We start from the raw sequence: 20,628 nt of genomic DNA, 5'->3' as shown, positions 1-20,628 counted from the left end.
GCGCGTGACGACCGCCGCAGCTTCTATCGCTCGGCGGACTTGACCCGCTCATAGGGGATGAAGTCACCCAGGAGCACGAAGCCGTTCCAGATGCGCGAATAGCGGTCGACCAGGTCCACCTTGTCGGTCTGGCATAGCTGGGCACCGTACAGGGTCGTGACGAGCACATCGGCATCGTCGAGCGATTCGGCACCGGAACGAGGCCGATTGACGTACAAGGTCGATCCGCGGCGATAGACGATCGCGGTGCCGTCGATGATCGTGCTGCTATCCAGGGTATGGGATGGCAGGCAGCGCAAGGGCTGCCCCGCGGTGCGACCTTCGATCATCTCGGTCAGCCTCGCCTCTCCAGCCTGGTTGACCTTGTCCTGAGCGAATGCGGGCGCCTGGAAAGCGATCAGCGCAAGCGACGCAGTCACGATGAATATGCGCATCGTAATTCTCCCGTTCGTACGGGAACAACATGACGCCGCTGCAGCCGTTCCATCAATATCCGCTACGGATCAATCCCACACCCGGTCGAACCGCCGCCCCAATCCGGTCAGCAACTCGTATTGCGACAGCCCGCTGAGCGCCGAGGTTGCCGGCAGGTCATAGTCGAGCGACACCCAGTCGCCCTCGCCCAGTCCCGGCAGCGCATCGACCGCGATCGCGGTCAGGTCCATCGAGATGCGGCCGATCACGGGCACATCGACGCCATCGACCCGCGCCATGCCCTTGCTCGAGAAGCAGCGCAGATAGCCGTCGGCATAGCCGATATTGAGCACCGCCACGTCCATGTCGCGCGGCACGACGAAGGTGCCGTTATATCCGACGATCCCGCCCGCCGGCACGCGGCGGCGCTGGAGTACCTGCGCCTGCGGCGTCACCACCGGACGGATCGCCCCGCGATGCGCCTCGGCGGCGATCCCGCCATACAGGCTGATGCCGGGCCGGGTCAGGTCGAAGGCATAATCTGCGCCAAGCGCGATGCCGGCCGAATTGGCCAGGCTCATCCGCTTCGCCGAGGTGCGGCCGCGCAGCGCGGTGAACTCAGCGCACTGCGCGACATTGAGCGGCGAGTCCGGTTCGTCGGCACTCGCCAGATGGCTGGCCAGAACCTCGATCTCCAGCCCGTCGAGCAGGCCCGCGGCGATCTCGGCCGGCGCGACGCCCAGCCGGTTCATGCCGGTATCGACCATCACGTCGCAGCGTCCGCCGCCGCCCTCGCGCCAGCGGCGCACCTGATCGGCGCTGTTCAGCATCGGTCGTGCCGGGCCGTGCGGCGCGATCGCCATGTCCTCGTCGCGAACCCCGTGCAGCACCGTCACCGACAGGCCCTGCCCGGCCAGTTCGGCCGCCTCGCCCCAGCTGGCGACGAAAAAGTCGCGGCATCCCGCCGCCGCCAGCCGCTGTGCAACCCCGGTCGCGCCGAGGCCATAGCCATTCGCCTTGACCGCCGCGCCGCACGCGGCACGTCCGCTCATCCTTGCCAGCGCGCGCCAGTTCGACACGAGCGCTTCGGAATCGAGGATCAGGCGGAGCGGTGCGGCAGGATCGGTCACGTCCCGCCCGCTAGGCCAAATCGCCGCGCATGATAACCCCTCAGGGTGCCGGGACGCCGCGCGTCTCCTTCAGCCCCCACAGGGTCACGAGCAGCGCCATCGCCACCACCGCAAAGGTGTACCACAGGCCCGAATAGGGATCGCCGGTCCTGGCGACGACATATTGGCTGATGAACGGCAGGAACCCGCCGAAATAGCCGGTGCCGATATGATAGGGAATCGACATCGAGCTGTAACGGATGCGCGTCGGGAACATCTCGGTCAGCAACGCCGCGACCGGCCCGTAGGTGGCGCCTGCCAGGCACATCAGCCCCAGGATCGCCAGCACGATGACCGCGATATTACCCGCCGACGGCGTCTGCACCGACAGGTCATAGCCCGCGGCACCCAGCGCGGCATCAAGGCCTTGCGGGCTGATATCGGAGACCGGCTGGTCGCCGATCGACACGCCGACCGACGGCGTCCGCTCCTTGGTGTAGGACACGCCCCGCTTCGACAGATGATCGAGCAGCTGGCCGCAGAGATCGGCCTGCTTCGCCGCGAACGGATCATAGTCGCAGGCCGGACCGAACACGACCACCGGTGCGCGCCGCGCCGCATGCGCCAGCTCGGGATTGGCGGCGCCGCCGATCGCCCAGAACAGCGGGAACATCAGCACGAGCGTCAAGGCATAGCCGATCACGATCGGCGCCTTGCGCCCTACCCGGTCGGACAGCCTCCCGAAGAAGATGAAGAAGCCCAACCCGACCAGCGCCGATCCGCCGCAGATCAGCTGCGCGACCGTCGGCGTCACCCGCATCGGCCCCGTCAGGAACGACAGGACCGAGAACATCGCGGTGTACCAGATCACCGTCAGCCCCGCGGCGATCCCGAACAGGGCGACGAACAGCCGCTTGAGGTTGCCGGGATAGGTGAAGCTCTCGACGAACGGATTGGACGCGGTCTCGCCCGCTTCCTTCATCGCCTTGAACACCGGGCTCTCCGACAGCTTCAGCCGCATCCACAGCGAAATGGCGAGCAGCAGGATCGAGAACAGGAACGGCATCCGCCAGCCCCACGCCTCCCAATGATCCGCCAGCGCGAAGCGGAAGGTCAGCACCACCGCCAGGCTGAGGATGAATCCGCCGACGACGCTCGCCTGGATGAAGCTGGTGTGGAACCCCGCGCGCCCCTGCGGCGAATGTTCGGCGACATAGATCGCCGCCCCGCCATATTCGCCGCCCAACGCCAGCCCCTGGCAGATGCGCAGCAGGATGATGATCAGCGGCGCCGCCAGCCCGATCGACGCATAGCTGGGCACCAGACCGACGCCCGCGGTCGCCACGCCCATCAGCGTGATGGTGACGAGGAACGTATATTTGCGCCCCAGCTTGTCGCCCAGATAACCGAACAGCACCGCCCCCAGCGGTCGGAAACCGAACCCGACCGCGAAGGTCGCCCATACGAGCAACGTGGCGAAGATCGGCTGTTCGGACGGGAAGAAGGTCGTCGCCATCGTCGCGGCCAGCGTGCCGTAGATGAAGAAATCATACCATTCGAACACGGTGCCCGCGGACGACGCCGCGATCACCATCCGCATTTCCTTCGCGCTGGGCTCGCCCACCGCGCCTGGCGCATCCGCGATCGTCGCCATCCCCGTCCCCCGAACCCTGCTTTCACGTGAGTCTAGCGGGTTGCTGGCCCGCAGCAAGCTGCATGCGACGTACAATTCGGCCGTCGCCCGTTCGCCCGATTGCGCCTAACCTCGGTCGCGATGACGCCCCCTCCCCTTTCCCGTCGCGATCTGATCGGCAGGGCCAGCGCCGCGCTGGCATTCGCCGCCAGTCCGGTTCGCGCGAAGGAACGCCGCCGGGCGCGGCTCCGCGACCTGATGCCGGACTTCTGGCGTGTCCATGACGGGGTGCAGGGTCGGTCGGTGACCGAACGGGCAGACAGGATCGGCCGGTTGTTCTTCCAGCGCCATGCGGAGCTGTACGCGGCGCTCGGCATCGCGACCGGTCCCGGCATGAGCAGCCTGATCCACACATGGCTGGCCCGGCTGGATGCGGTGAATCCTCAGGCGCGGGCGGTCTCGCGGCAGGCGCCGCTCGCCTGGGCCGCGCGCGAGGCCCGCTTTCTCGCCACCTTTCCTGACCAGGCGGCAGGTTCGCCCATCTGGTTCCTGCCCAGCCTCGGCCAGTTCAACGGCCTTGGCCGCGTCTGGCGGCGACAGCCCGGCCTGTGGTTCGGGATCGACGGCATCGTCCTGTTCCAGGGTGCCGATGCCAACCTGCCGGTGCTGTTCGACCATGAGGCGTTCCACCTCTATTTCATGCAGGTCGGCCCGCGCGAGCCGCTGTCGCCCTTATGGTACCGGGTCTGGGGCGAAGGATTGGCGACCGTCGTCAGCGCACGCCTCAATCCGGGCGCGACGCGGCGCGACCTGCTGATGACCGAGACACTTGCCGCCACGACGCCGGATCAGCTGCGCAAGGCTGCCGCGGCCGTGCTGCCGGTGCTCGATGCCCGCGACCGCGCCGTGCAGGACCGGTTTCTTGCCGCGGACGTGTCGGACGGGTTGCCGGCGCGGACCGGCTATCTGCTCGGATGGCAGGCGATCGACGCGGTTGCAGGAGACACGCCACTGCCGACGCTGGCGAAGCTGCGCTCGCCGGACGCGCGCGCGATGCTGACGGCCGGGTTGGAGCGGCTGGCGAAGGGCTAATCTCCCTACCCCGTCATGCCGGCCGAAGTGCCGGCATCCATCGGTCGGCACATCCCGGAGCCGCGGGTGCGCGGGGCCGCCGGCCCCTGCCCCTGATGGTCCGGGATGGAGGAGGGGTGGGCCCCGGCACTTCGGCCGGGGCGACGAAAGCTAAGCGCTCAATCCAGGTTCGGTCGCAGCCAGCGCGTGGCCCGCTCGATGTCGACCCCGCGCCGCACGGCATAATCCTCCAGCTGATCCTGGCCGATCCGTGCCACGCCGAAATACTCGGCCTGCGGATGGCCGAAATAGAAGCCCGAGACGGCCGCGGTCGGCAGCATCGCGAAGCTTTCGGTCAGCGAGATGCCGGTACGGTGATGCGCATCCAGCATCTTGAACAGGATCGGCTTCAGGCTGTGCTCGGGACAGGCGGGATAGCCCGGCGCCGGGCGGATGCCGCGATATTGCTCGCGGATCAGCGCGTCATTGTCGAGTTGCTCGCCCTCGGCATAGCCCCACAAGGCGGTACGGACATAATGGTGCAGCCGCTCGGCAAAGGCCTCGGCCAGGCGATCGGCCAGCGCCTTCAGCAGGATGTCGGAATAATCGTCGATCGCCGCCTTGAAGCGCGCAAGGTGCGGCTCGATCCCGTGGATCGACACGGCGAACCCGCCGATCCAGTCGCCCTGCCGGTCGATGAAGTCGGCCAGGCACATGTTCGCCCGCCCCTCGCGCTTCTGGATCTGCTGGCGCAGCATCGGCAGGCGGACGTGGGCCTCGTCCTCGACATGGACGACGATATCGTCGCCGTCGCGGCGGCACGGCCACAGCCCGACCACGCCGCGCGCGGTCAGCCAATGCTCGTTCACGATCCGGTCGAGCATCTTCTGAGCATCGGCGAACAGCGATCGGGCACTCTCGCCCACCACCTCGTCCTCCAGGATCGCGGGATAATTGCCCGCCAGTTCCCAGGCACGGAAGAAGGGCGTCCAGTCGATATAGGTGCGCAGGTCCTTCAGGTCCCAGGCGTCGAACGTGTGAACGCCCGGCTGGCGCGGCTTGCCCGGCTTCAGGCTCATGTCCGCGTCGAAGGCATTGTCGCGCGCCTTGTCGATCGGGACCAGCTCGCTTTGGCCGCGGCCGGCGCGCGCGACGCGGACCTGCTCATATTCGGCCGCGATCTTCGCGACATAATCGTCGCGGATCGTGTCGCTGACCAACGTCGTCGCCACGCCCACCGCGCGGCTGGCGTCGAGCACATGCACCACGGGGCCCTTATAGGCAGGCTCGATGCGCAGCGCGGTGTGGACGCGGCTGGTCGTCGCCCCGCCGATCAGCAGCGGCATCGTCATGTTCGACCGCTGCATCTCCTCGGCGACCGTCACCATCTCGTCGAGCGACGGCGTGATCAGCCCCGACAGGCCGATCATGTCGGCATCATTCTCGTTCGCCGCCTCCAGGATCTTCGACCAGGGGACCATCACGCCCAGGTCGACGACCTCGAACCCGTTGCACTGCAGGACGACGCCGACGATGTTCTTGCCGATGTCATGCACGTCGCCCTTGACGGTCGCCATGATGATCTTGCCCTTGCCCTTCGCCCCGGGCTCCTTCGATGCCTCGATATAGGGCAGCAGATGGGCGACCGCCTTCTTCATCACACGCGCCGACTTCACCACCTGCGGCAGGAACATCTTGCCCGATCCGAACAGGTCCCCGACGACGTTCATGCCGTCCATCAGCGGACCTTCGATCACCTCGATCGGCCGGGCAAAGGCGAGGCGGCATTCCTCGGTATCCTCGACGACATGCGCGTCGATCCCCTTGACCAGCGCATGTTCCAGCCGCCGCGCCACGTCCCAGCCACGCCACTCCGCCGCCTGTTTCTCCGCCACCGCGTCGGTGCCGCGGAACCGCTCGGCCAGCGCGACCAGCCGGTCGCCCGCCTCGGGATCGCGGTTGAGGATGACGTCCTCGCACGCCTGGCGCAGTTCGGGGTCGATCGTGTCGTACACGTCCAGCTGGCCGGCATTGACGATCGCCATGTCCATGCCCGCGGGGATGGCATAATAGAGGAACACCGAGTGCATCGCCCGGCGCACCGGCTCGTTGCCGCGGAAGCTGAAGCTCAGGTTCGACAGGCCGCCCGAGATATGGACATGCGGGCAGCGCGCCTTGATCTCGCGGGTGGCCTCGATGAAGTCGACGCCGTAATTATTGTGTTCCTCAATCCCGGTCGCCACCGCGAACACGTTGGGATCGAAGATGATGTCCTCCGGCGGAAAGCCGACGCCGGTCAGGATCTTGTAGGCGCGCTCGCAAATCTCGATCTTGCGCTCCCGGGTATCGGCCTGACCCACCTCGTCGAACGCCATCACCACCACCGCGGCGCCGTACGCCATGCACTTGCGCGCATGGTCGAGGAACTGATCGACGCCTTCCTTCATGCTGATCGAGTTCACGATCGGCTTGCCGCTGACGCATTTCAGTCCTGCCTCGATGACATCCCATTTCGAGCTGTCGATCATCACCGGCACGCGCGCGATGTCGGGCTCGGCCGCGATCAGCTTGAGGAAGGTCGTCATCGCCTCGTGCGCGTCGAGCAGGCCCTCGTCCATGTTGACGTCGATGACCTGCGCGCCATTCTCGACCTGCTGGCGCGCGACCTCGACCGCCCTGGTATAGTCGCCGGCCATGATCAGCTTCTTGAACGCCGCCGATCCGGTGACGTTGGTGCGTTCGCCGACATTGACGAAGTTGGTGGAGGAAGACGTGGTCATGGTTTCTGTCTCACTCCCCTCCCGCGTGCGGGAGGGGCTGGGGGAGGGCTTGTCTAAGCTCGCGGCGGCATCGGTGGAGGGACAGGCCCTCCCCTGACCCCTCCCGCAAGCGGGAGGGGGACTAGGCCCCCATCACGAACGGCTCGAGGCCGGCCAGTCGGGTGCGCACTTCGGGTTTCGCGATCGCGCGCGGGGGCAGCGCGGCGACCGCCTCGGCGATCGCCCGGATATGCGCCGGGGTCGATCCGCAGCAGCCGCCCAGCACATTGACCTGGCCCTGGTCGGCCCATTCCCTGACCAGCGCCGCGGTGGTCTCGGGCAGCTCGTCATAGGCGCCCAGTTCGTTGGGCAGGCCGGCATTGGGATAGACCATGATCAGCGTGTCGCACAGCGCCGACAGCGTCTTGACGTGCGGGCGCAGCTGCTCCGCGCCGAACGAGCAGTTCAGCCCGATCGTCACCGGCTTCGCATGGCGCACCGCATGCCAGAATGCCTCGACCGTATGGCCCGACAGGTTGCGGCCCGACAGGTCGGTCAGCGTCATCGACATCATGATCGGCAGGTCGCGGCCCATCGCCTCGCCCGCCTCGATCGCCGCCATGATGCCGGCCTTGGCATTCAGCGTGTCGAACACCGTCTCGATCAGGACGAAGTCGATCCCGCCCTCGACCAGCGCGTCGATCTGTTCGCGGTAGACGTCCTTCAGCGTGTCGAAATCGATCTCGCGATAGCCGGGATCGTTGACGTCGGGCGACAGCGACAGCGTCTTGTTGGTCGGCCCCAGCGCGCCGGCGACGAAGCGCGGTCGGCCGTCCTTCGCCTCGAACTCGTCGGCGACGCGGCGCGCCAGCTTCGCGCTCTCGACATTGATCTCGCGCACCAGATGCTCGGCGCCGTAATCGGCCTGGCTGATCCGGTTGGCCGAGAAGGTGTTGGTCTCGGCGATGTCGGCCCCGGCAGCGAAATAGGCGCGGTGGATCGACTCGGGCACGTCGGGCCGGGTCAGTGCCAGGATGTCGTTATTGCCCTTCTGGTCATGGCCCAGGCCCAGGTCGCCGGCATAGGCGGCCTCGTCCAGCTTCCAGTTCTGGATCTCGGTACCGAAGGCGCCATCGGTGATCAGGATGCGCTTGGCGGCTTCGGCCAGAAGTTTCTCGCGTGCAGTCATCGCTTCGTCCTCAAATGGCCGCCGACGCGCCGGGCCGCACGCCCAGCAGGTGGCAGATGGCGTAGCTCAGCTCGGCGCGGTTCAGCGTGTAGAAGTGGAACTGGCGGACGCCGCCGGCATAGAGCTTGCGGCACAGTTCGGCCGTCAGCGTCGCGGCGACCAGCTGGCGCGCGGCGGGGTGATCGTCCAGCCCCTCGAACAGCCGCGCCATCCAGGCCGGCACGTCGGTGCCGCACATCGCCGACATGCGCACGACGCTGGCATAGTTCATCACCGGCATGATGCCCGGTACGATCTCGGCGGTGATGCCTGCCGCCGCCGCATCGTCGCGAAAGCGGAAAAAGGTCTCGGGCTCGAAGAAGAACTGGGTAATCGCCCGGGTCGCGCCCGCATCGATCTTGCGTTTCAGATTGTCGAGATCGGCCGCGGCATGCGGCGAATCCGGATGGCATTCGGGATAGGCCGCGACCGAGATCTCGAACGGGTGCAGCCGCCGCAACCCCTCGACCAGCGCCGCGGCATTTTCATATCCGCCGGGATGGGTGGAATATTTCTCGCCGGCGCGCGGCGGATCGCCGCGCAGCGCGACGATGTGGCGCACGCCCGCATCCCAATAGGCCTCGGCGACCTGGTCGATCTCCTCGCGGGTCGCCTCGACGCAGGTCAGGTGCGCGGCGGCGGCAAGCGACGTCTCGCCTGCGATCCGGGCGACGGTGTTGTGCGTGCGCTCACGGGTCGAACCGCCCGCGCCATAGGTGACCGACACGAAACGCGGCGCAAACGGCGCGAGCGTCTGGATCGACTCCCACAACGTCTCTTCCATCTTTTCCGTCTTGGGCGGGAAAAACTCGAACGAAACCTCGATATCGCCCGCCACGTCCGCGAACAGCGGCGGCGCCAGCGGGTCCACCTTGTTACTCATGCCGCTTTCACTTTCCCCGTCTCGTTCGTCTCGTTGCCGGTCGCCGTCTTGCGACCCAGCCACAGTTTCACGCTCAATTCGCCGCCCTCCAGCGTCTCGACCTGCACCGGGCTCAGCCCCTGCGCGTCGAACCAGCCGAGGATCTGTTCGTCCGAAAAGCCCAGTCGCGCATGCGCATCCTTGGCGCGCAGTTCCTCGCGCTCGTGCGGCGCGAAATCGGCGATCAGCAGCCGCCCGCCCGGGCCCAGCACGCGCGCGGCCTCGGCGATCGCCGCCCCCGGCTGCTGCGCGAAATGCAGGACATGATGCAGGATCGCGGTGTCCGCCCCGCCATCGGGCAGCGGCAGCGCATAGAGATCGGCCTGACGCAGCTCGGTGTTGCCGACATCCGCCAGCTTGGCGCGCGCCAGCCGCAGCATTTCCGACGACCGATCGATGCCCAGCGCCTGTTCGGCGCGCGGCGCGAACAGTTCGAGCATCCGGCCGGTCCCGGTGCCGATATCGATCAACTGGCCGAGCGACCCGTCGCCCAGCGCCTTCGCCATTGCCGCCTCGACCTCGCTCTCGGCGATATGGAGCGACCGGATCGCGTCCCAGTCGCCGGCATGCGCCTCGAACCATTCGTTCGCCGCGGAGGCGCGGTCCGCGCGCACGGCCGCCAGCCGTGCTTCGTCGGCGACGGCCCAGTGATCCGGCTCGCGCCAGGCGTCCAGCGCGGCGAAGACCGGGCCCGTCTGCGCCGGATCGCCCAGCGCGACGAACACCCAGCTGCCTTCCTTGCGCCGCTCGGCAAGGCCGGCGTCGCACAGGATCTTCACATGGCGGCTGACGCGCGGCTGGCTCTGCCCCAGAACCTGCGCCAGTTCGCCGACCGACAATTCCATCGCGCGCAGCAGCGCCATGATGCGCAGCCGCGTCGAGTCCGCCAGAGCGCGGAAGGTGCCGAGTGCCTGGTTCATGGGATAACGATATAAAGATATCTTTATATCAGGTCAACGCAGACCCGCAGCTTGCATGCGACGGGCGCGAGCGGGTAACCGATGCGGCCGAAACCAAAAGGCGAAACCCATGCGCAAGACCCTCCTGATCCCGACCCTCGCCCTTGCCGCCATCGGCCTTGGGGCATGCGGGTCGAAAGCGCCGAACGAGGCGCTGGAAGCGAACGAGACGATCCCGGGCGACAGCAACGCCATGGGCGAAGCGGTGGAGGACGTGAACATCGCCTTCGCCAATTCCAACATCGGCGATGACAATGCCGCCGCCCCGGCCCCGGCGGATATGGTCGGGAACGAAAGCGGCCAGGAAGGCAGCGGCGACGAATGATCCGTGCGCGCATCCTATTGCCCGTTGCGCCGTTCCTGCTGCTCGCGGCCTGCCAGTCGGACAGCGATCCGGTCGCAGGCGGCGTGACCCGCGGCGAAGCGCGTCAGCTGGACGAGGCGGCCGCGGCGACCGACATCAATGCCGCGGCATCCGACGCCGATGGCGAGAACGCAACGGAGATAGAATGAGCGAGCTTCGCCCCGTCGGCACGTCCGGCCTTCAGATCCGCCCGCTGGTCCTGGGCGGCAACGTCTTCGACTGGACCGCCGACAAGGCGACGAGCTTCCGCATCCTCGATCGCTTCGCCGAGGCGGGGCAGGTGATGATCGATACCGCCGACGTCTATTCGGCCTGGATCCCCGGCCATCAGGGCGGCGAATCTGAAACCGTGATCGGCGAATGGCTGAAGACCTCGGGCAAGCGCGACAAGGTCGTCCTGGCGACCAAGGTCGGCATGCTGCCCGGCGAGGGCGGCGAGAAGCTTGCCCCAGCCCGGATCGCCGCCGCGGCCGAAGCGTCGCTGAAGCGGCTGGGCGTCGAGACGATCGACCTCTATTACGCGCATCAGGACGATGACGCGGTGCCCCAGGCCGAGGTGCTTGCCGCGTTCGCCCGGCTGATCGACGCGGGCAAGGTTCACGCGATCGGCGCATCCAACTTCTCGGCCATCCGGCTGAAATCGGCGCTCGACCTGGCGACGAAAGAAGGCTTGCCGCATTACCGGGCGCTGCAGAACGAATACAATCTGGTCAGCCGCCACAAGTTCGAGGGCGAGATGCAGGACCTGTGCGTCACGCACAACATCGCCGGCCTGCCCTTTTACGGCCTCGCCTCGGGCTATCTGACCGGCAAGTACCGCTCGGCCGAAGACACCGGCAAGAGCGTCCGCGGCGGCCGGATGGGCGCCTATATGGACGGCAACGGCCCCGCGGTGCTCGCGGTGATGGACCAGGTCGCGGCCGAGACCGGAGCGTCGCTCGCCCAGATCGCGCTTGCCTGGCTGATGGCCCAGCCGGGCATCACCGCCCCCATCGCAAGCGCGACCAGCATCGAGCAGCTCGAGGAACTGCTGGGCGCGCTGGATGTGGAGCTGAGCGCCGACCAGCTGGAAAGGCTGAGCGAAGCGGGAGTTTGAAAGACAACGCTTTCCTCCCCCGGAGCCGCAGGTTCCTGGGGAGGAGACGCTGATCGGCTCGAAAGGCTCACCGCCTGCGCCTGCGCCAGCGCCGGCTCACCCGCACGGCCGCGAACAGACCGCGTCCCGTTGCCAGCGCCGCCGCGCCCGCGCTCGACGACATAAATCCGCCCAGCGCCAGCAGACACGCCTCGGCCCCCTGCGGACGATGCCCCGCGCACAGCCGTGACAGGCTCGCCAGTGCCAGCGCAGCAAGCGCGACCAGCGCCAGGCCCGCCGCGCGGACGATCAGGTCGCCGCGCCAGCCCATGTGATGGACCATCATGGCCGCCGCATCCTGTGGCTGCGGATGCGCATCGGCAGGTCGCGGTGGCGGCTGCGCTCTACCCGCAATGCGGCGGCGACCCGCCTGCCCTGCACCGCCAGCACAAGCCCCGCCATCGCCAGCGAGAAGCCGAGCAGCCCGAGCACTTCCATGCCGGCCGCATCGGATCTCGCGCCAAGCGAGGCGCTCCAGCCGAGTATGATCATCGCCACGCCCGCGGCGCGCCAGCCCAGGTCGCGCCGGGTCATGCCACCGCCTCCGCAGCCAGCGCCACTTTCCCGGCACTGCGCGCAACCTCGGCCGGGACCGATCGCGAATAGAGGATCAGGTCCGCCGGCGCTTCCGCCTCGTCGGCCAGCGCCGCACGGGCATAGCCGCTCTCGAAGCTGAGGCCGATCGCCGGATCAGCCAGCAGCTTCGCGGTCGACCGGGCACGCGCGATGGCCGCCGGATCGCGATCGATGCCGCGCCCCTCGATCGCCAGGAAGCCGATCGACCGCGCATGGCGCGCCGCCTGGATCAGCAGGTCGCCGGCACCGCAGCCGGCATCGACGATGCGGATGCTGCGCCGCCCGGCCTTGCGCATCGCGAAGAGAAGGCGCTCGATCGCGGGCCAGCGCCGGTCTGCACGCGCCCTGCGCACCGAACCGTGCAGGATCGCCGACCTGAGGCTGTCGGCAGCGAAGGCGGGACGAACGACCCCCGCCGGACTCATCACGCTGAACATCAACACGCTCCACCGATCCGGTCGAACTGCCGGATCCGGATCAGCGAAATACGCCTTGTCGCATAGCCATTCGAGATCGAAACCCGGCTATCGCATAGTGGCCGCATAGTGCGCGGCGCGGCGATGTTCAGCCGTCGGAGAGCAGCCGGTATCCCACGCCCAGTTCGTTGGCGATCACCGACCCGACCGGTCCCGGCGCCTCCAGCTTCTGGCGCAGGTTGCGCACGACGATGCGCAGATACTCGATCCGCGGATCCTCCTCGCGGCTCCACGCGGCCGCCAGGATGCGGTCGTGCGTCACCACCCGGCCGATGTTGCGCGCCAGCATCGCCAGCACGTCATATTCCTTGCGCGTCAGATGGAGTTCCTCGTCGCCGCGCCGCACCTGGCGCGCGTCCAGGTCGATCTCCAGATCCCCCCGGCGAACGATCTTCGCCGGCGCACCCCCGGCGCCGCGATGGCGCAGTGCGACGCGCAGCCGCGCCAGCAATTCCTCGGTATCGAACGGCTTGGTCACATAATCGTCGGCGCCGAGATCGAGCGCAGCGACCTTCTGGTCGGTCGCGTCGCGCGCCGAGATCACCAGGATCACCGCCTCGCCAGCCTTGCGCAGCAACGGCACCAGTTCCAGTCCGTCGCGATCGGGCAGGCCCAGATCGAGCAGCACCGCGCCCGGCGCCTCGCCGCGGAACCGCACCAGCGCATCGGCCGCGTTCATCGCCTCGACCACGCGGTACCCCGCCCGCTCCAGCGTGTTGCGCAGCAGGCGGCGGATCGGCTGTTCGTCGTCAATCACCAGCACGGTGTCGGACATCGCTTATGGCGCTCCGGTTGCGGTCGAGCGGACGATCAGCCCGGCGGGGAAGGTCAGGCTAAACCGCGCGCCACGCCCGTCGTCCCGATTGGCTGCCTCGACGGCGATGCCCATCGCATCGGCGAACGCCTTGACGATGGCAAGGCCCAGGCCGGTGCCGCCGGCGGCGCGGTCCGACCCCTCGAACCGGCGGAACGTCTCGAACACCAATTGCTCCTGCCCCGGCGGCAGCCCCGGCCCCTCGTCGAGTACCGACAGCTGGAGCACGCCGAAGCGATGCTCGCCGCGGATCACCAGCGGCGTCCCCGGATCGCCATAGCGCCCGGCATTGTCGAGCAGGTTGAGCAGGCAATGGTGCAGCAGCTGCGGATCGGCGCGTACCAGCGGCAGGTCGGGCGGCACGTCGAGCACCACCTCATGTCCCTGCAGCGCCCCGCGCACATCATGTGCCGCGCCGGTCACCGCATCGCTCAGGTCGATCGCCTCGATATTCAGCTTCAGCGCCCCCGCCTCGACCCGCGCCATGTCGAGCAGGTTCGAAACGAACCGGTTCAGCCGCGCCGCCTCGGACCGGATCGTCTCGATCAGCTCGGGCGTGGCGCCATGGTCCAGCTGATCCGCAGCCGCCATCACCGAGGTCAGCGGCGTGCGCAGGTCGTGGCTGACCGACGACAGCAGGGCACCGCGCAGCCGGTCGCGGGTGCGGATCGCGTCGACGTCGCGCATCTCCGCCTCCAGCCGGAAACGCTGCAGCACCAGCGCCGCCTGGTCGACCAGGTTCATCAGCAGCGGCAGCTGGTCGGGCCGCACCGGATCCCCCGCCGCCTCGTCCGACAGGCCGATCACCGCTAGCGCATGGTCACCCGCGCTCAGCGGCTGGAACAGCCATTCGGACGCGGCCAGCGTGCCCGACCCCTTGCCGGCAGGCGCGCGGGTATCGAACGCCCATTGCGCCGCCGCCAGGTCCATCGTGTCGAGTTGGTAGCCGGTGCCGCTTGCGGCCTGCACCACCATCCCCTGTCCCTCGACCGGCGCCAGCATCACCACTTCGCGACCGAACAGCCGCGCGATCTCGTCGCAGATCGCACGCTCCACCGCCTCGCGGTCGCCCAGCGCGGTCAGCTTGCGCAGGAATCCCGCAAGCGCCGCATTGGTCCGGGCGCTGGCCGCCGCCAGATCGGCCTGCGACCGGACGCGCGAGGTCAACTGACTGGTGACGATCGCGGTGCCCAGCAGCACGATGACCGAGATGACATTCTCGGGATTGTTGATCGAGAGCGTACCGACCGGGGGCAGGAACAGGAAATTATAGGCCAGGCTGGACGCCAGCCCGGCGAACAGGCCCGTGCGCAGCCCGAACAGGCTGGCCGCGGCCATCACCGGCAGCAGATAGAGCAAGGCGACATTGCCAAGGTCGAGGATATGGAGCAGCGCGCGTCCGGCAAAGGTGACCCCCGCGACCATCGCCGCGGTCCACAGATAGCCGGCAAGGCTGCCCCAGCCGCCGTGCGGCCGTCGCTCGCGCCGGGGCGCGGGCGGGCCGGCGCCCTCGATCGGCAGGACATGGACCGCGACGCCCGGCGTCTGGCGCACCAGCCGGTCGACCACCGATCCATGCCACAGCTCGAACCAGCGCGAACGCTGCGACTTGCCGACGATCAGCTGGGTCGCGCGCGCCTCGGTGACGAAGGTCGTCAGCCCGTCCAGCACGCTGGTCGCGGGCACCGTCGCGATCTGCGCGCCCAGCTGGGTCGCCAGCGTGATCGTCTGGGCCAGCCGGCGATGGTCCTGCGGCGAAAAATTCTGGCTGCGCGAGGTTTCGATGAACACCGCGGTCCAGGGCCCGCGCAGCGCATCGGCGATCCGCTTGGCGGCGCGGACCAGCGCATCGGCCCCCGGCTGCTCGCTGATCGCCACCACGATCCGCTCGCCCCCCGCCCAGGTGCCGCCGACGCCCAGCGCGCGGACATGGTCGAGCATCTGCGCATCGACCGCCTGCGCCGCGCGGCGCAGCGCCAGCTCGCGCAGCGCCGAGAGATTCGACTTGGAAAAGAAATGCGACAGCGCCCGGGTCGCTTCCTCGGGCAGATAGACCTTGCCTGCCTTCAACCGTTCGATCAGCTCGTCGGGCGGGATGTCGACCACCTCGATCTCGGCGGTTTCCAGCACGCTGTCCGGCACCGTCTCGCGCACCCGCACCCGGGTGAAGCTGGCGACGATGTCATTCAGGCTCTCGATATGCTGGATGTTGATCGTCGAATAGACATGGATACCCGCCGCCAGCAGCTCCTCGACATCCTGATACCGCTTGGGATGGCGGCTGCCGGGCGCATTGCTGTGGGCAAGCTCGTCGACCAGCACCAGCCGCGGCGCGCGCGCCAGGATCGCGTCCAGATCCATCTCGTGCAGCGTGCGCCCCTCATAGGGGGCATCGCGCCGCGGCACGATCTCGTACCCACGCACCAGCGCCTCGGTCTCCCCCCGGCCATGCGTCTCGACCACCCCGATCACGACATCGACGCCGTCACGCCGCTGCGCCGCGCCGTCGCTCAGCATCTCATAGGTCTTGCCGACGCCGGGCGCGGCGCCGAGGAATATCTTGAGCGTGCCACGACCCTCCTGCGCCGCCTGGCGCAGAAGGGCATCCGGCGAAGGGCGGCCCGGATCGGTCAACTCAGCCGGTCGAGCGCGCGGTTGAGCGCCAGCACATTGACCCGCGGCTCACCCAGGAAGCCGAGCAGCGGGTGTTCGACCTGCCCCTCGACCAAAGCGCGCACCCGGTCGGCCGGGATGCCGCGCACCCGCGCGACGCGGTCGACCTGCGCCAGCGCGCCGGCAGGCGACAGGTCGGGGTCGAGACCCGATCCGCTGGTCGTCACCAGGTCGGCAGGCACCGGTCCGGCAACCCCCTCGGCACGGCGGGCGGCGACATCGGCCTTCACCCGATCGGCCAGCGCCTGCGAGGTCGGCCCGAGATTGGAGCCCGACGAGGCGAGCCCGTCATAGCCCTTGCCCGCCGCCGACGGCCGCGTCTGGAAATAGCGCGGGCTGGTAAAGGCCTGCCCCACCACGTCCGATCCGATGAGCTTGCCATTCTCGCTGATCAGGCTGCCATTGGCCTGGCTTGGGAACAGCGCCTGGCCGATCCCGGTCATTGCCAGCGGATAGGCCAGGCCGAGCAGGGCCGCGAACAGGATCGTCATGACGATCGCGGGACGCAGTGCGGAAGTGAAATCCTTGCCCATGATATTCCTCCTTATGCCAGGCCGAGGCCGCCGACCACCAGGTCGATCAGCTTGATGCCGATGAACGGGGCGATCAGGCCGCCCAGGCCATAGACGGTGAGGTTGCGCGCCAGCAGCGGGCCCGCCGCCATCGGCCGATAGGCGACGCCCTTCAGCGCGAGCGGCACCAGCAGCGGAATGATCAGCGCGTTGAAGATGATCGCCGACAGGATCGCGCTTTCGGGGCTGCCCAGCCCCATCACGTTCAGCACGCCCAGTCCCGGATAGAGCGCGACGAACATCGCCGGGATGATCGCGAAATATTTGGCGACATCGTTCGCGACCGAGAAGGTCGTCAGCGCGCCGCGCGTCATCAGCAGCTGCTTGCCCAGGCCGACGACCTCGATCAGCTTGGTCGGATCGCTGTCCAGGTCGACCATGTTGCCGGCCTCGCGCGCGGCCTGGGTACCGGTGTTCATCGCCACGCCGACATCGGACTGCGCCAGCGCAGGCGCATCATTGGTGCCGTCGCCGCACATCGCGACCAGCCTGCCGCCCTCCTGTTCCTTGCGGATCAGCGCCAGCTTGTCCTCCGGCGTCGCCTGGGCGAGGAAGTCGTCGACCCCCGCCTCGGCCGCGATCGCCGCGGCGGTCAGCGGATTGTCGCCGGTGATCATCACCGTGCGGATCCCCATCGCGCGCAGTTCGCCGAAGCGTTCGCGGATGCCGGCCTTCACCACGTCCTTCAGGAAGATCGCGCCCAGCAGGCGGCCGTCCTTCGCCACTGCAAGCGGGGTGCCGCCGGCACGCGCGATCTCGTCGGTGACGCGGCGCAGCTCGGTCGCCGCCGCAGTTTCGCCCGCGCCGGGATTGGCCTTCAGGATCGAATCGACCGCACCCTTCTGCACCAGCATGTCTCCGCTGCGCAGTCCGGACACGCGCGTCTGCGCGGTGAACGGGATCACCTCCGCACCCTCGGGCATGGGACGCGACAGGCCGAACTTCTCGCGCGCCAGCACCACGATCGACCGGCCCTCGGGCGTCTCGTCGGCCAGGCTGGCCATCAGCGCCGCCTCGGCCAGTTCCTCGCCCGACGCGCCGCCCACCGCGCGGAACTCCGACGCCTGGCGGTCGCCGATCGTGATCGTGCCGGTCTTGTCGAGCAGCAGCACGTCGACATCGCCCGCAGCCTCGACCGCGCGGCCGGACTTCGCCAGAACGTTGAACCGCACCAGCCGGTCCATGCCGGCGATGCCGATCGCCGACAGCAGGGCCGCGATCGTCGTCGGGATCAGCGTGATCAGCAGCGCCGCGAGGATCGCCACCGGGATCGATCCCCCGGCATAGCTGGCAAAGCCGGGAATCGTCGACACCGCGATCAGGAATACGATCGTCAGCCCGACCAGCAACAGCGTCAGCGCGACCTCGTTCGGCGTCTTCTGCCGCTCGGCGCCTTCGACCAGCGCGATCATCCGGTCGAGAAATCCCTGGCCCGGATCGGCGGTGACGCGCACCGTGATCTGGTCGGAGATGACCCGCGTGCCGGCCGTCACCGCCGACCGGTCGCCGCCCGCCTCGCGGATCACCGGCGCGCTTTCGCCGGTGATCGCCGCTTCGTTGACCGATGCGACGCCGGCGATCACCTCGCCGTCCGCCGGGATCAGGTCGCCGGTCTCGACCAGCACCGTGTCGCCGGCGCGCAGCAGGCTGGCGGCGACATCCTCGGTCCGGCCGTTCTTCAGCCGCTTCGCGGTCAGCTCGGCCTTGGTCGCGCGCAGCGAGGCGGCCTGCGCCTTGCCGCGCCCCTCGGCCAGTGCCTCGGCAAAGGTGCCGAACAACACCGTCAGCCACAGCCACACGACCAGCTGAAGCTTGAAGCCGATCGCCAGCCCGTCCTGCCCGACGACGAGCAGCACGGTCAGCAGCGCCGCGACGACCGCGGTGGTGAACATCACCGGATTGCGGATCAGCTCGCGGGGATCCAGCTTGAGGAAGGATGCCTTGATCGCGGGCACGATCAGGGCGGCGGTGAACAGGCTCTGCGCCTGGTTTGCCTTGTCTTGGGCCATGGTTGGCGCCCCTCAGAACATTTGGCCGCGGATCATCGCGAGATGATCGGCGATGGGACCGAGCGCGAGGCTCGGCAGGAAGGTGAGACCGCCCAGGATCAGGATGATCCCGACCAGCAGGCCGACCCACAGGCCGCCCGTCGTCGGGAACGACCCCGAGCTTTCCGGCGTGTATTTCTTCGCCGCCAGGCTGCCGGCGATCGCCAGCATCGGCACGATCACGAAGAACCGGCCCAGCCACATCGCCACGCCCAGCAGCCCGTTATACCAAGGCGTGTTGGCGCTCAGCCCGGCAAAGGCCGACCCGTTGTTGGCGACGCCACTGGTGAAAGCGTACAGCATCTCGGTAAAGCCGTGCGGCCCTTTGTTCAGCGGGCCGGCCAGGCCCTGCGCGGTCACCGCGGACAGCGCGGTGAAGCCCAGGATGATCAGCGGCAGCACCGCGATCGCCAGCACCGCCAGCTTCACCTCGCGCGCCTCGATCTTCTTGCCGACATATTCGGGCGTGCGTCCCACCATCAGCCCGGCGACGAACACCGCCAGGATCGCGAACAGCAGGAAGCCGTAGATGCCCGCGCCGACGCCGCCGATCACCACTTCGCCCAGCTGCATGTTCAGCAGCGGGATCATTCCGCCCAGTGCGGTAAAGCTGTCGTGCATCGCGTTGACCGCGCCGCACGACGCCGCGGTGGTCACGACCGAGAACAGCGACGAGGCGGCGATGCCGAAGCGCACCTCCTTGCCCTCCATGTTGCCGCCCGCCACGCCCAGCTGGTGCAGCATCGGATTGCCCGCGGCTTCCTGCCAGTAGGTGACGGTCGTGCCGGCCAGGAACAGGATCATCATCGCCGCCAGGATCGCCCAGCCCTGGCGCGGATTGCCCACCGCCTTGCCGAAGGTCCAGGTCAGCCCGGTGCCGATCACGAAGATCGACAGCATCTGGATGAAGTTGACCAAAGCGGTCGGGTTCTCGAGCGGGTGCGCCGAATTGGCGTTGAAGAAGCCGCCGCCATTGGTGCCCAGCATCTTGATCGCTTCCTGGCTGGCCACCGGGCCCAGCAGGATCGACTGTTTCGCCCCCTCCAGCGTGGTCAGGTCGACGACGCCCGACAGCGTCTGCGGCACGCCCGATGCGATCAGGAAGATCGTGTAGACGATGCAGATCGGCAGCAGCAGGTACAGCGTCACCCGCGTCATGTCGGCCCAGAAATTGCCGACCGTCTTCGCCTCGCGCCGGGCAAAGCCGCGGAACAGCGCGAACGCCAGCGCGATGCCGGTCGCCGCCGACAGGAAATTGTGGATCGTCAGGCCCAGCATCTGCCCCAGGTTCGACATGGTCGATTCGCCGGCATAGCTCTGCCAGTTGGTGTTCGCGGTGAAGCTGATCGCGGTGTTGAACGACAGGTCGGACCCGAGGCCCGGCAGCCCCTGCGGATTGCCGGGCAGCACGCCCTGCAGCCGCAGCACCGCATAGGTGAACAGCAGCAGCACCGTGTTGAAGATCAGCATGTGGACGGCGTAGCGGCGCCAGCCCTGCTCGGCCGCCGGGTCGATCCCCGACAGGCGATAGAAGCCGCGCTCGACCGGGCCCAGCACCAGGTGCAGCGGCGTCCGCCGCCCCTCGTACAGCGCGTGCAGCCACAGCCCTATCGGCTTGGCAAGCGCGATCAGGATGCCGGTAAAGGCGAGGATCAGGATCCATCCCTGGAATGTCATGATGCTTCCCCCGTTCAGAAGCGTTCGGGGCGGAGCAAGACCGCCACCAGATAGGCGAGCAGGCCGGCGGCGCAGATCGCGGCCAGCCAGAGGTCGATCGTCATCGCCGCCCCCTCACGAATTGTCGCACAGGCGGACATAGGCGAGCGTCAGCGCCACCAGTCCCGCCAGGATCGCGATCCACAACATGTCCTGCAT

At 68.2% G+C, this 20,628-nt stretch carries 20 protein-coding genes; 4 read left to right on the top strand and 16 right to left on the bottom strand.

Annotation, left to right across the window (positions count from 1 at the left end):
• Positions 1 to 23: 23 nt before the first annotated feature.
• The 3 genes from TPR58_RS13640 to TPR58_RS13630 all read right to left on the bottom strand — a co-directional run bounded on the left by TPR58_RS13640 (position 24) and on the right by TPR58_RS13630 (position 3,177).
• The gene (locus tag TPR58_RS13640; RefSeq protein ID WP_346247231.1) at positions 24 to 434 is read right to left on the bottom strand and encodes a hypothetical protein; all 411 of its coding nucleotides are present in this window, start codon (positions 432 to 434) and stop codon (positions 24 to 26) included.
• Positions 435 to 503: 69 nt separating this feature from the next.
• Positions 504 to 1,544, bottom strand: a complete 1,041-nt coding sequence (gene alr, locus TPR58_RS13635) for an alanine racemase (RefSeq protein ID WP_346247230.1) — start codon at positions 1,542 to 1,544, stop codon at positions 504 to 506.
• A 40-nt stretch (positions 1,545 to 1,584) separates the two neighbouring features.
• A complete protein-coding gene (locus TPR58_RS13630; protein ID WP_346247229.1) occupies positions 1,585 to 3,177 on the bottom strand; it encodes an MFS transporter in 1,593 nt (530 codons plus the stop codon).
• A 120-nt stretch (positions 3,178 to 3,297) separates the two neighbouring features.
• Between TPR58_RS13630 and TPR58_RS13625 the strand changes: the two genes are divergently transcribed.
• Positions 3,298 to 4,248 (top strand): DUF2268 domain-containing putative Zn-dependent protease, encoded by a 951-nt coding sequence (locus tag TPR58_RS13625; protein WP_346247228.1) that lies wholly within the window; start codon positions 3,298 to 3,300, stop codon positions 4,246 to 4,248.
• A gap of 158 nt (positions 4,249 to 4,406) precedes the next feature.
• Here TPR58_RS13625 and metH read toward each other — a convergent pair whose 3' ends face one another.
• The 4 genes from metH to TPR58_RS13605 all read right to left on the bottom strand — a co-directional run bounded on the left by metH (position 4,407) and on the right by TPR58_RS13605 (position 10,056).
• Positions 4,407 to 7,007 carry a methionine synthase gene (metH, locus tag TPR58_RS13620; protein ID WP_346247227.1) on the bottom strand — a complete coding sequence of 867 codons (2,601 nt, stop codon included), beginning with the start codon at positions 7,005 to 7,007 and terminating at the stop codon, positions 4,407 to 4,409.
• Between the two features lie 121 nt (positions 7,008 to 7,128).
• Positions 7,129 to 8,175 carry a homocysteine S-methyltransferase family protein gene (locus tag TPR58_RS13615; RefSeq protein ID WP_346247226.1) on the bottom strand — a complete coding sequence of 349 codons (1,047 nt, stop codon included), beginning with the start codon at positions 8,173 to 8,175 and terminating at the stop codon, positions 7,129 to 7,131.
• A 10-nt stretch (positions 8,176 to 8,185) separates the two neighbouring features.
• Positions 8,186 to 9,097, bottom strand: coding sequence for a methylenetetrahydrofolate reductase (gene metF, locus TPR58_RS13610; protein ID WP_346247225.1), 912 nt, complete (start codon positions 9,095 to 9,097; stop codon positions 8,186 to 8,188).
• A complete protein-coding gene (locus tag TPR58_RS13605) occupies positions 9,094 to 10,056 on the bottom strand; it encodes an ArsR/SmtB family transcription factor (RefSeq protein WP_346247224.1) in 963 nt (320 codons plus the stop codon). Before TPR58_RS13605 ends, metF begins: the two co-directional genes overlap by 4 nt.
• Positions 10,057 to 10,165: 109 nt before the next feature.
• On the opposite strand from TPR58_RS13605, the gene TPR58_RS13600 reads away from it, so the two are divergent.
• The 3 genes from TPR58_RS13600 to TPR58_RS13590 are packed head-to-tail and all read left to right on the top strand — an operon-like array spanning position 10,166 to position 11,555.
• Entirely contained in the window at positions 10,166 to 10,420 is a 255-nt protein-coding gene (locus tag TPR58_RS13600; protein WP_346247223.1) for a hypothetical protein, read from the top strand.
• Positions 10,417 to 10,608 (top strand): hypothetical protein, encoded by a 192-nt coding sequence (locus TPR58_RS13595; protein ID WP_346247222.1) that lies wholly within the window; start codon positions 10,417 to 10,419, stop codon positions 10,606 to 10,608. Before TPR58_RS13600 ends, TPR58_RS13595 begins: the two co-directional genes overlap by 4 nt.
• Entirely contained in the window at positions 10,605 to 11,555 is a 951-nt protein-coding gene (locus tag TPR58_RS13590) for an aldo/keto reductase (protein WP_346247221.1), read from the top strand. Before TPR58_RS13595 ends, TPR58_RS13590 begins: the two co-directional genes overlap by 4 nt.
• Positions 11,556 to 11,622: 67 nt before the next feature.
• Here TPR58_RS13590 and TPR58_RS13585 read toward each other — a convergent pair whose 3' ends face one another.
• From TPR58_RS13585 to kdpF, 9 genes are all read right to left on the bottom strand, one after another.
• Entirely contained in the window at positions 11,623 to 11,880 is a 258-nt protein-coding gene (locus TPR58_RS13585) for a hypothetical protein (RefSeq protein ID WP_346247220.1), read from the bottom strand.
• The gene (locus TPR58_RS13580; protein WP_346247219.1) at positions 11,877 to 12,128 is read right to left on the bottom strand and encodes a hypothetical protein; all 252 of its coding nucleotides are present in this window, start codon (positions 12,126 to 12,128) and stop codon (positions 11,877 to 11,879) included. The genes TPR58_RS13585 and TPR58_RS13580 overlap by 4 nt, the downstream gene beginning before the upstream one ends.
• On the bottom strand, positions 12,125 to 12,607 hold the full coding sequence (locus TPR58_RS13575; RefSeq protein ID WP_346247218.1) for a methyltransferase domain-containing protein: 483 nt from the start codon (positions 12,605 to 12,607) through the stop codon (positions 12,125 to 12,127). The genes TPR58_RS13580 and TPR58_RS13575 overlap by 4 nt, the downstream gene beginning before the upstream one ends.
• Before the next feature lie 127 nt (positions 12,608 to 12,734).
• Positions 12,735 to 13,421 (bottom strand): response regulator transcription factor, encoded by a 687-nt coding sequence (locus TPR58_RS13570; protein WP_346247217.1) that lies wholly within the window; start codon positions 13,419 to 13,421, stop codon positions 12,735 to 12,737.
• Between the two features lie 3 nt (positions 13,422 to 13,424).
• A complete protein-coding gene (locus TPR58_RS13565; protein WP_346247216.1) occupies positions 13,425 to 16,094 on the bottom strand; it encodes a DUF4118 domain-containing protein in 2,670 nt (889 codons plus the stop codon).
• Positions 16,091 to 16,666 (bottom strand): potassium-transporting ATPase subunit KdpC, encoded by a 576-nt coding sequence (gene kdpC, locus TPR58_RS13560; protein ID WP_346247215.1) that lies wholly within the window; start codon positions 16,664 to 16,666, stop codon positions 16,091 to 16,093. Before kdpC ends, TPR58_RS13565 begins: the two co-directional genes overlap by 4 nt.
• An 11-nt stretch (positions 16,667 to 16,677) precedes the next feature.
• On the bottom strand, positions 16,678 to 18,714 hold the full coding sequence (gene kdpB, locus TPR58_RS13555) for a potassium-transporting ATPase subunit KdpB (protein ID WP_346247214.1): 2,037 nt from the start codon (positions 18,712 to 18,714) through the stop codon (positions 16,678 to 16,680).
• A 12-nt stretch (positions 18,715 to 18,726) separates the two neighbouring features.
• The gene (kdpA, locus tag TPR58_RS13550; protein ID WP_346247213.1) at positions 18,727 to 20,430 is read right to left on the bottom strand and encodes a potassium-transporting ATPase subunit KdpA; all 1,704 of its coding nucleotides are present in this window, start codon (positions 20,428 to 20,430) and stop codon (positions 18,727 to 18,729) included.
• 14 nt (positions 20,431 to 20,444) lie between these two features.
• Positions 20,445 to 20,534 carry a K(+)-transporting ATPase subunit F gene (gene kdpF / locus TPR58_RS13545; RefSeq protein ID WP_110153381.1) on the bottom strand — a complete coding sequence of 30 codons (90 nt, stop codon included), beginning with the start codon at positions 20,532 to 20,534 and terminating at the stop codon, positions 20,445 to 20,447.
• Positions 20,535 to 20,628: the final 94 nt, after the last annotated feature.

It is taken from the genome of Sphingomonas rustica, assembly GCF_039652585.1.
GTDB classification, from domain to species: Bacteria; Pseudomonadota; Alphaproteobacteria; order Sphingomonadales; family Sphingomonadaceae; genus Sphingomonas; species Sphingomonas rustica.
The sequence above is the reverse complement of the archived record's forward strand: the minus strand, read 5'-3'. Positions and strand labels throughout refer to the sequence as shown.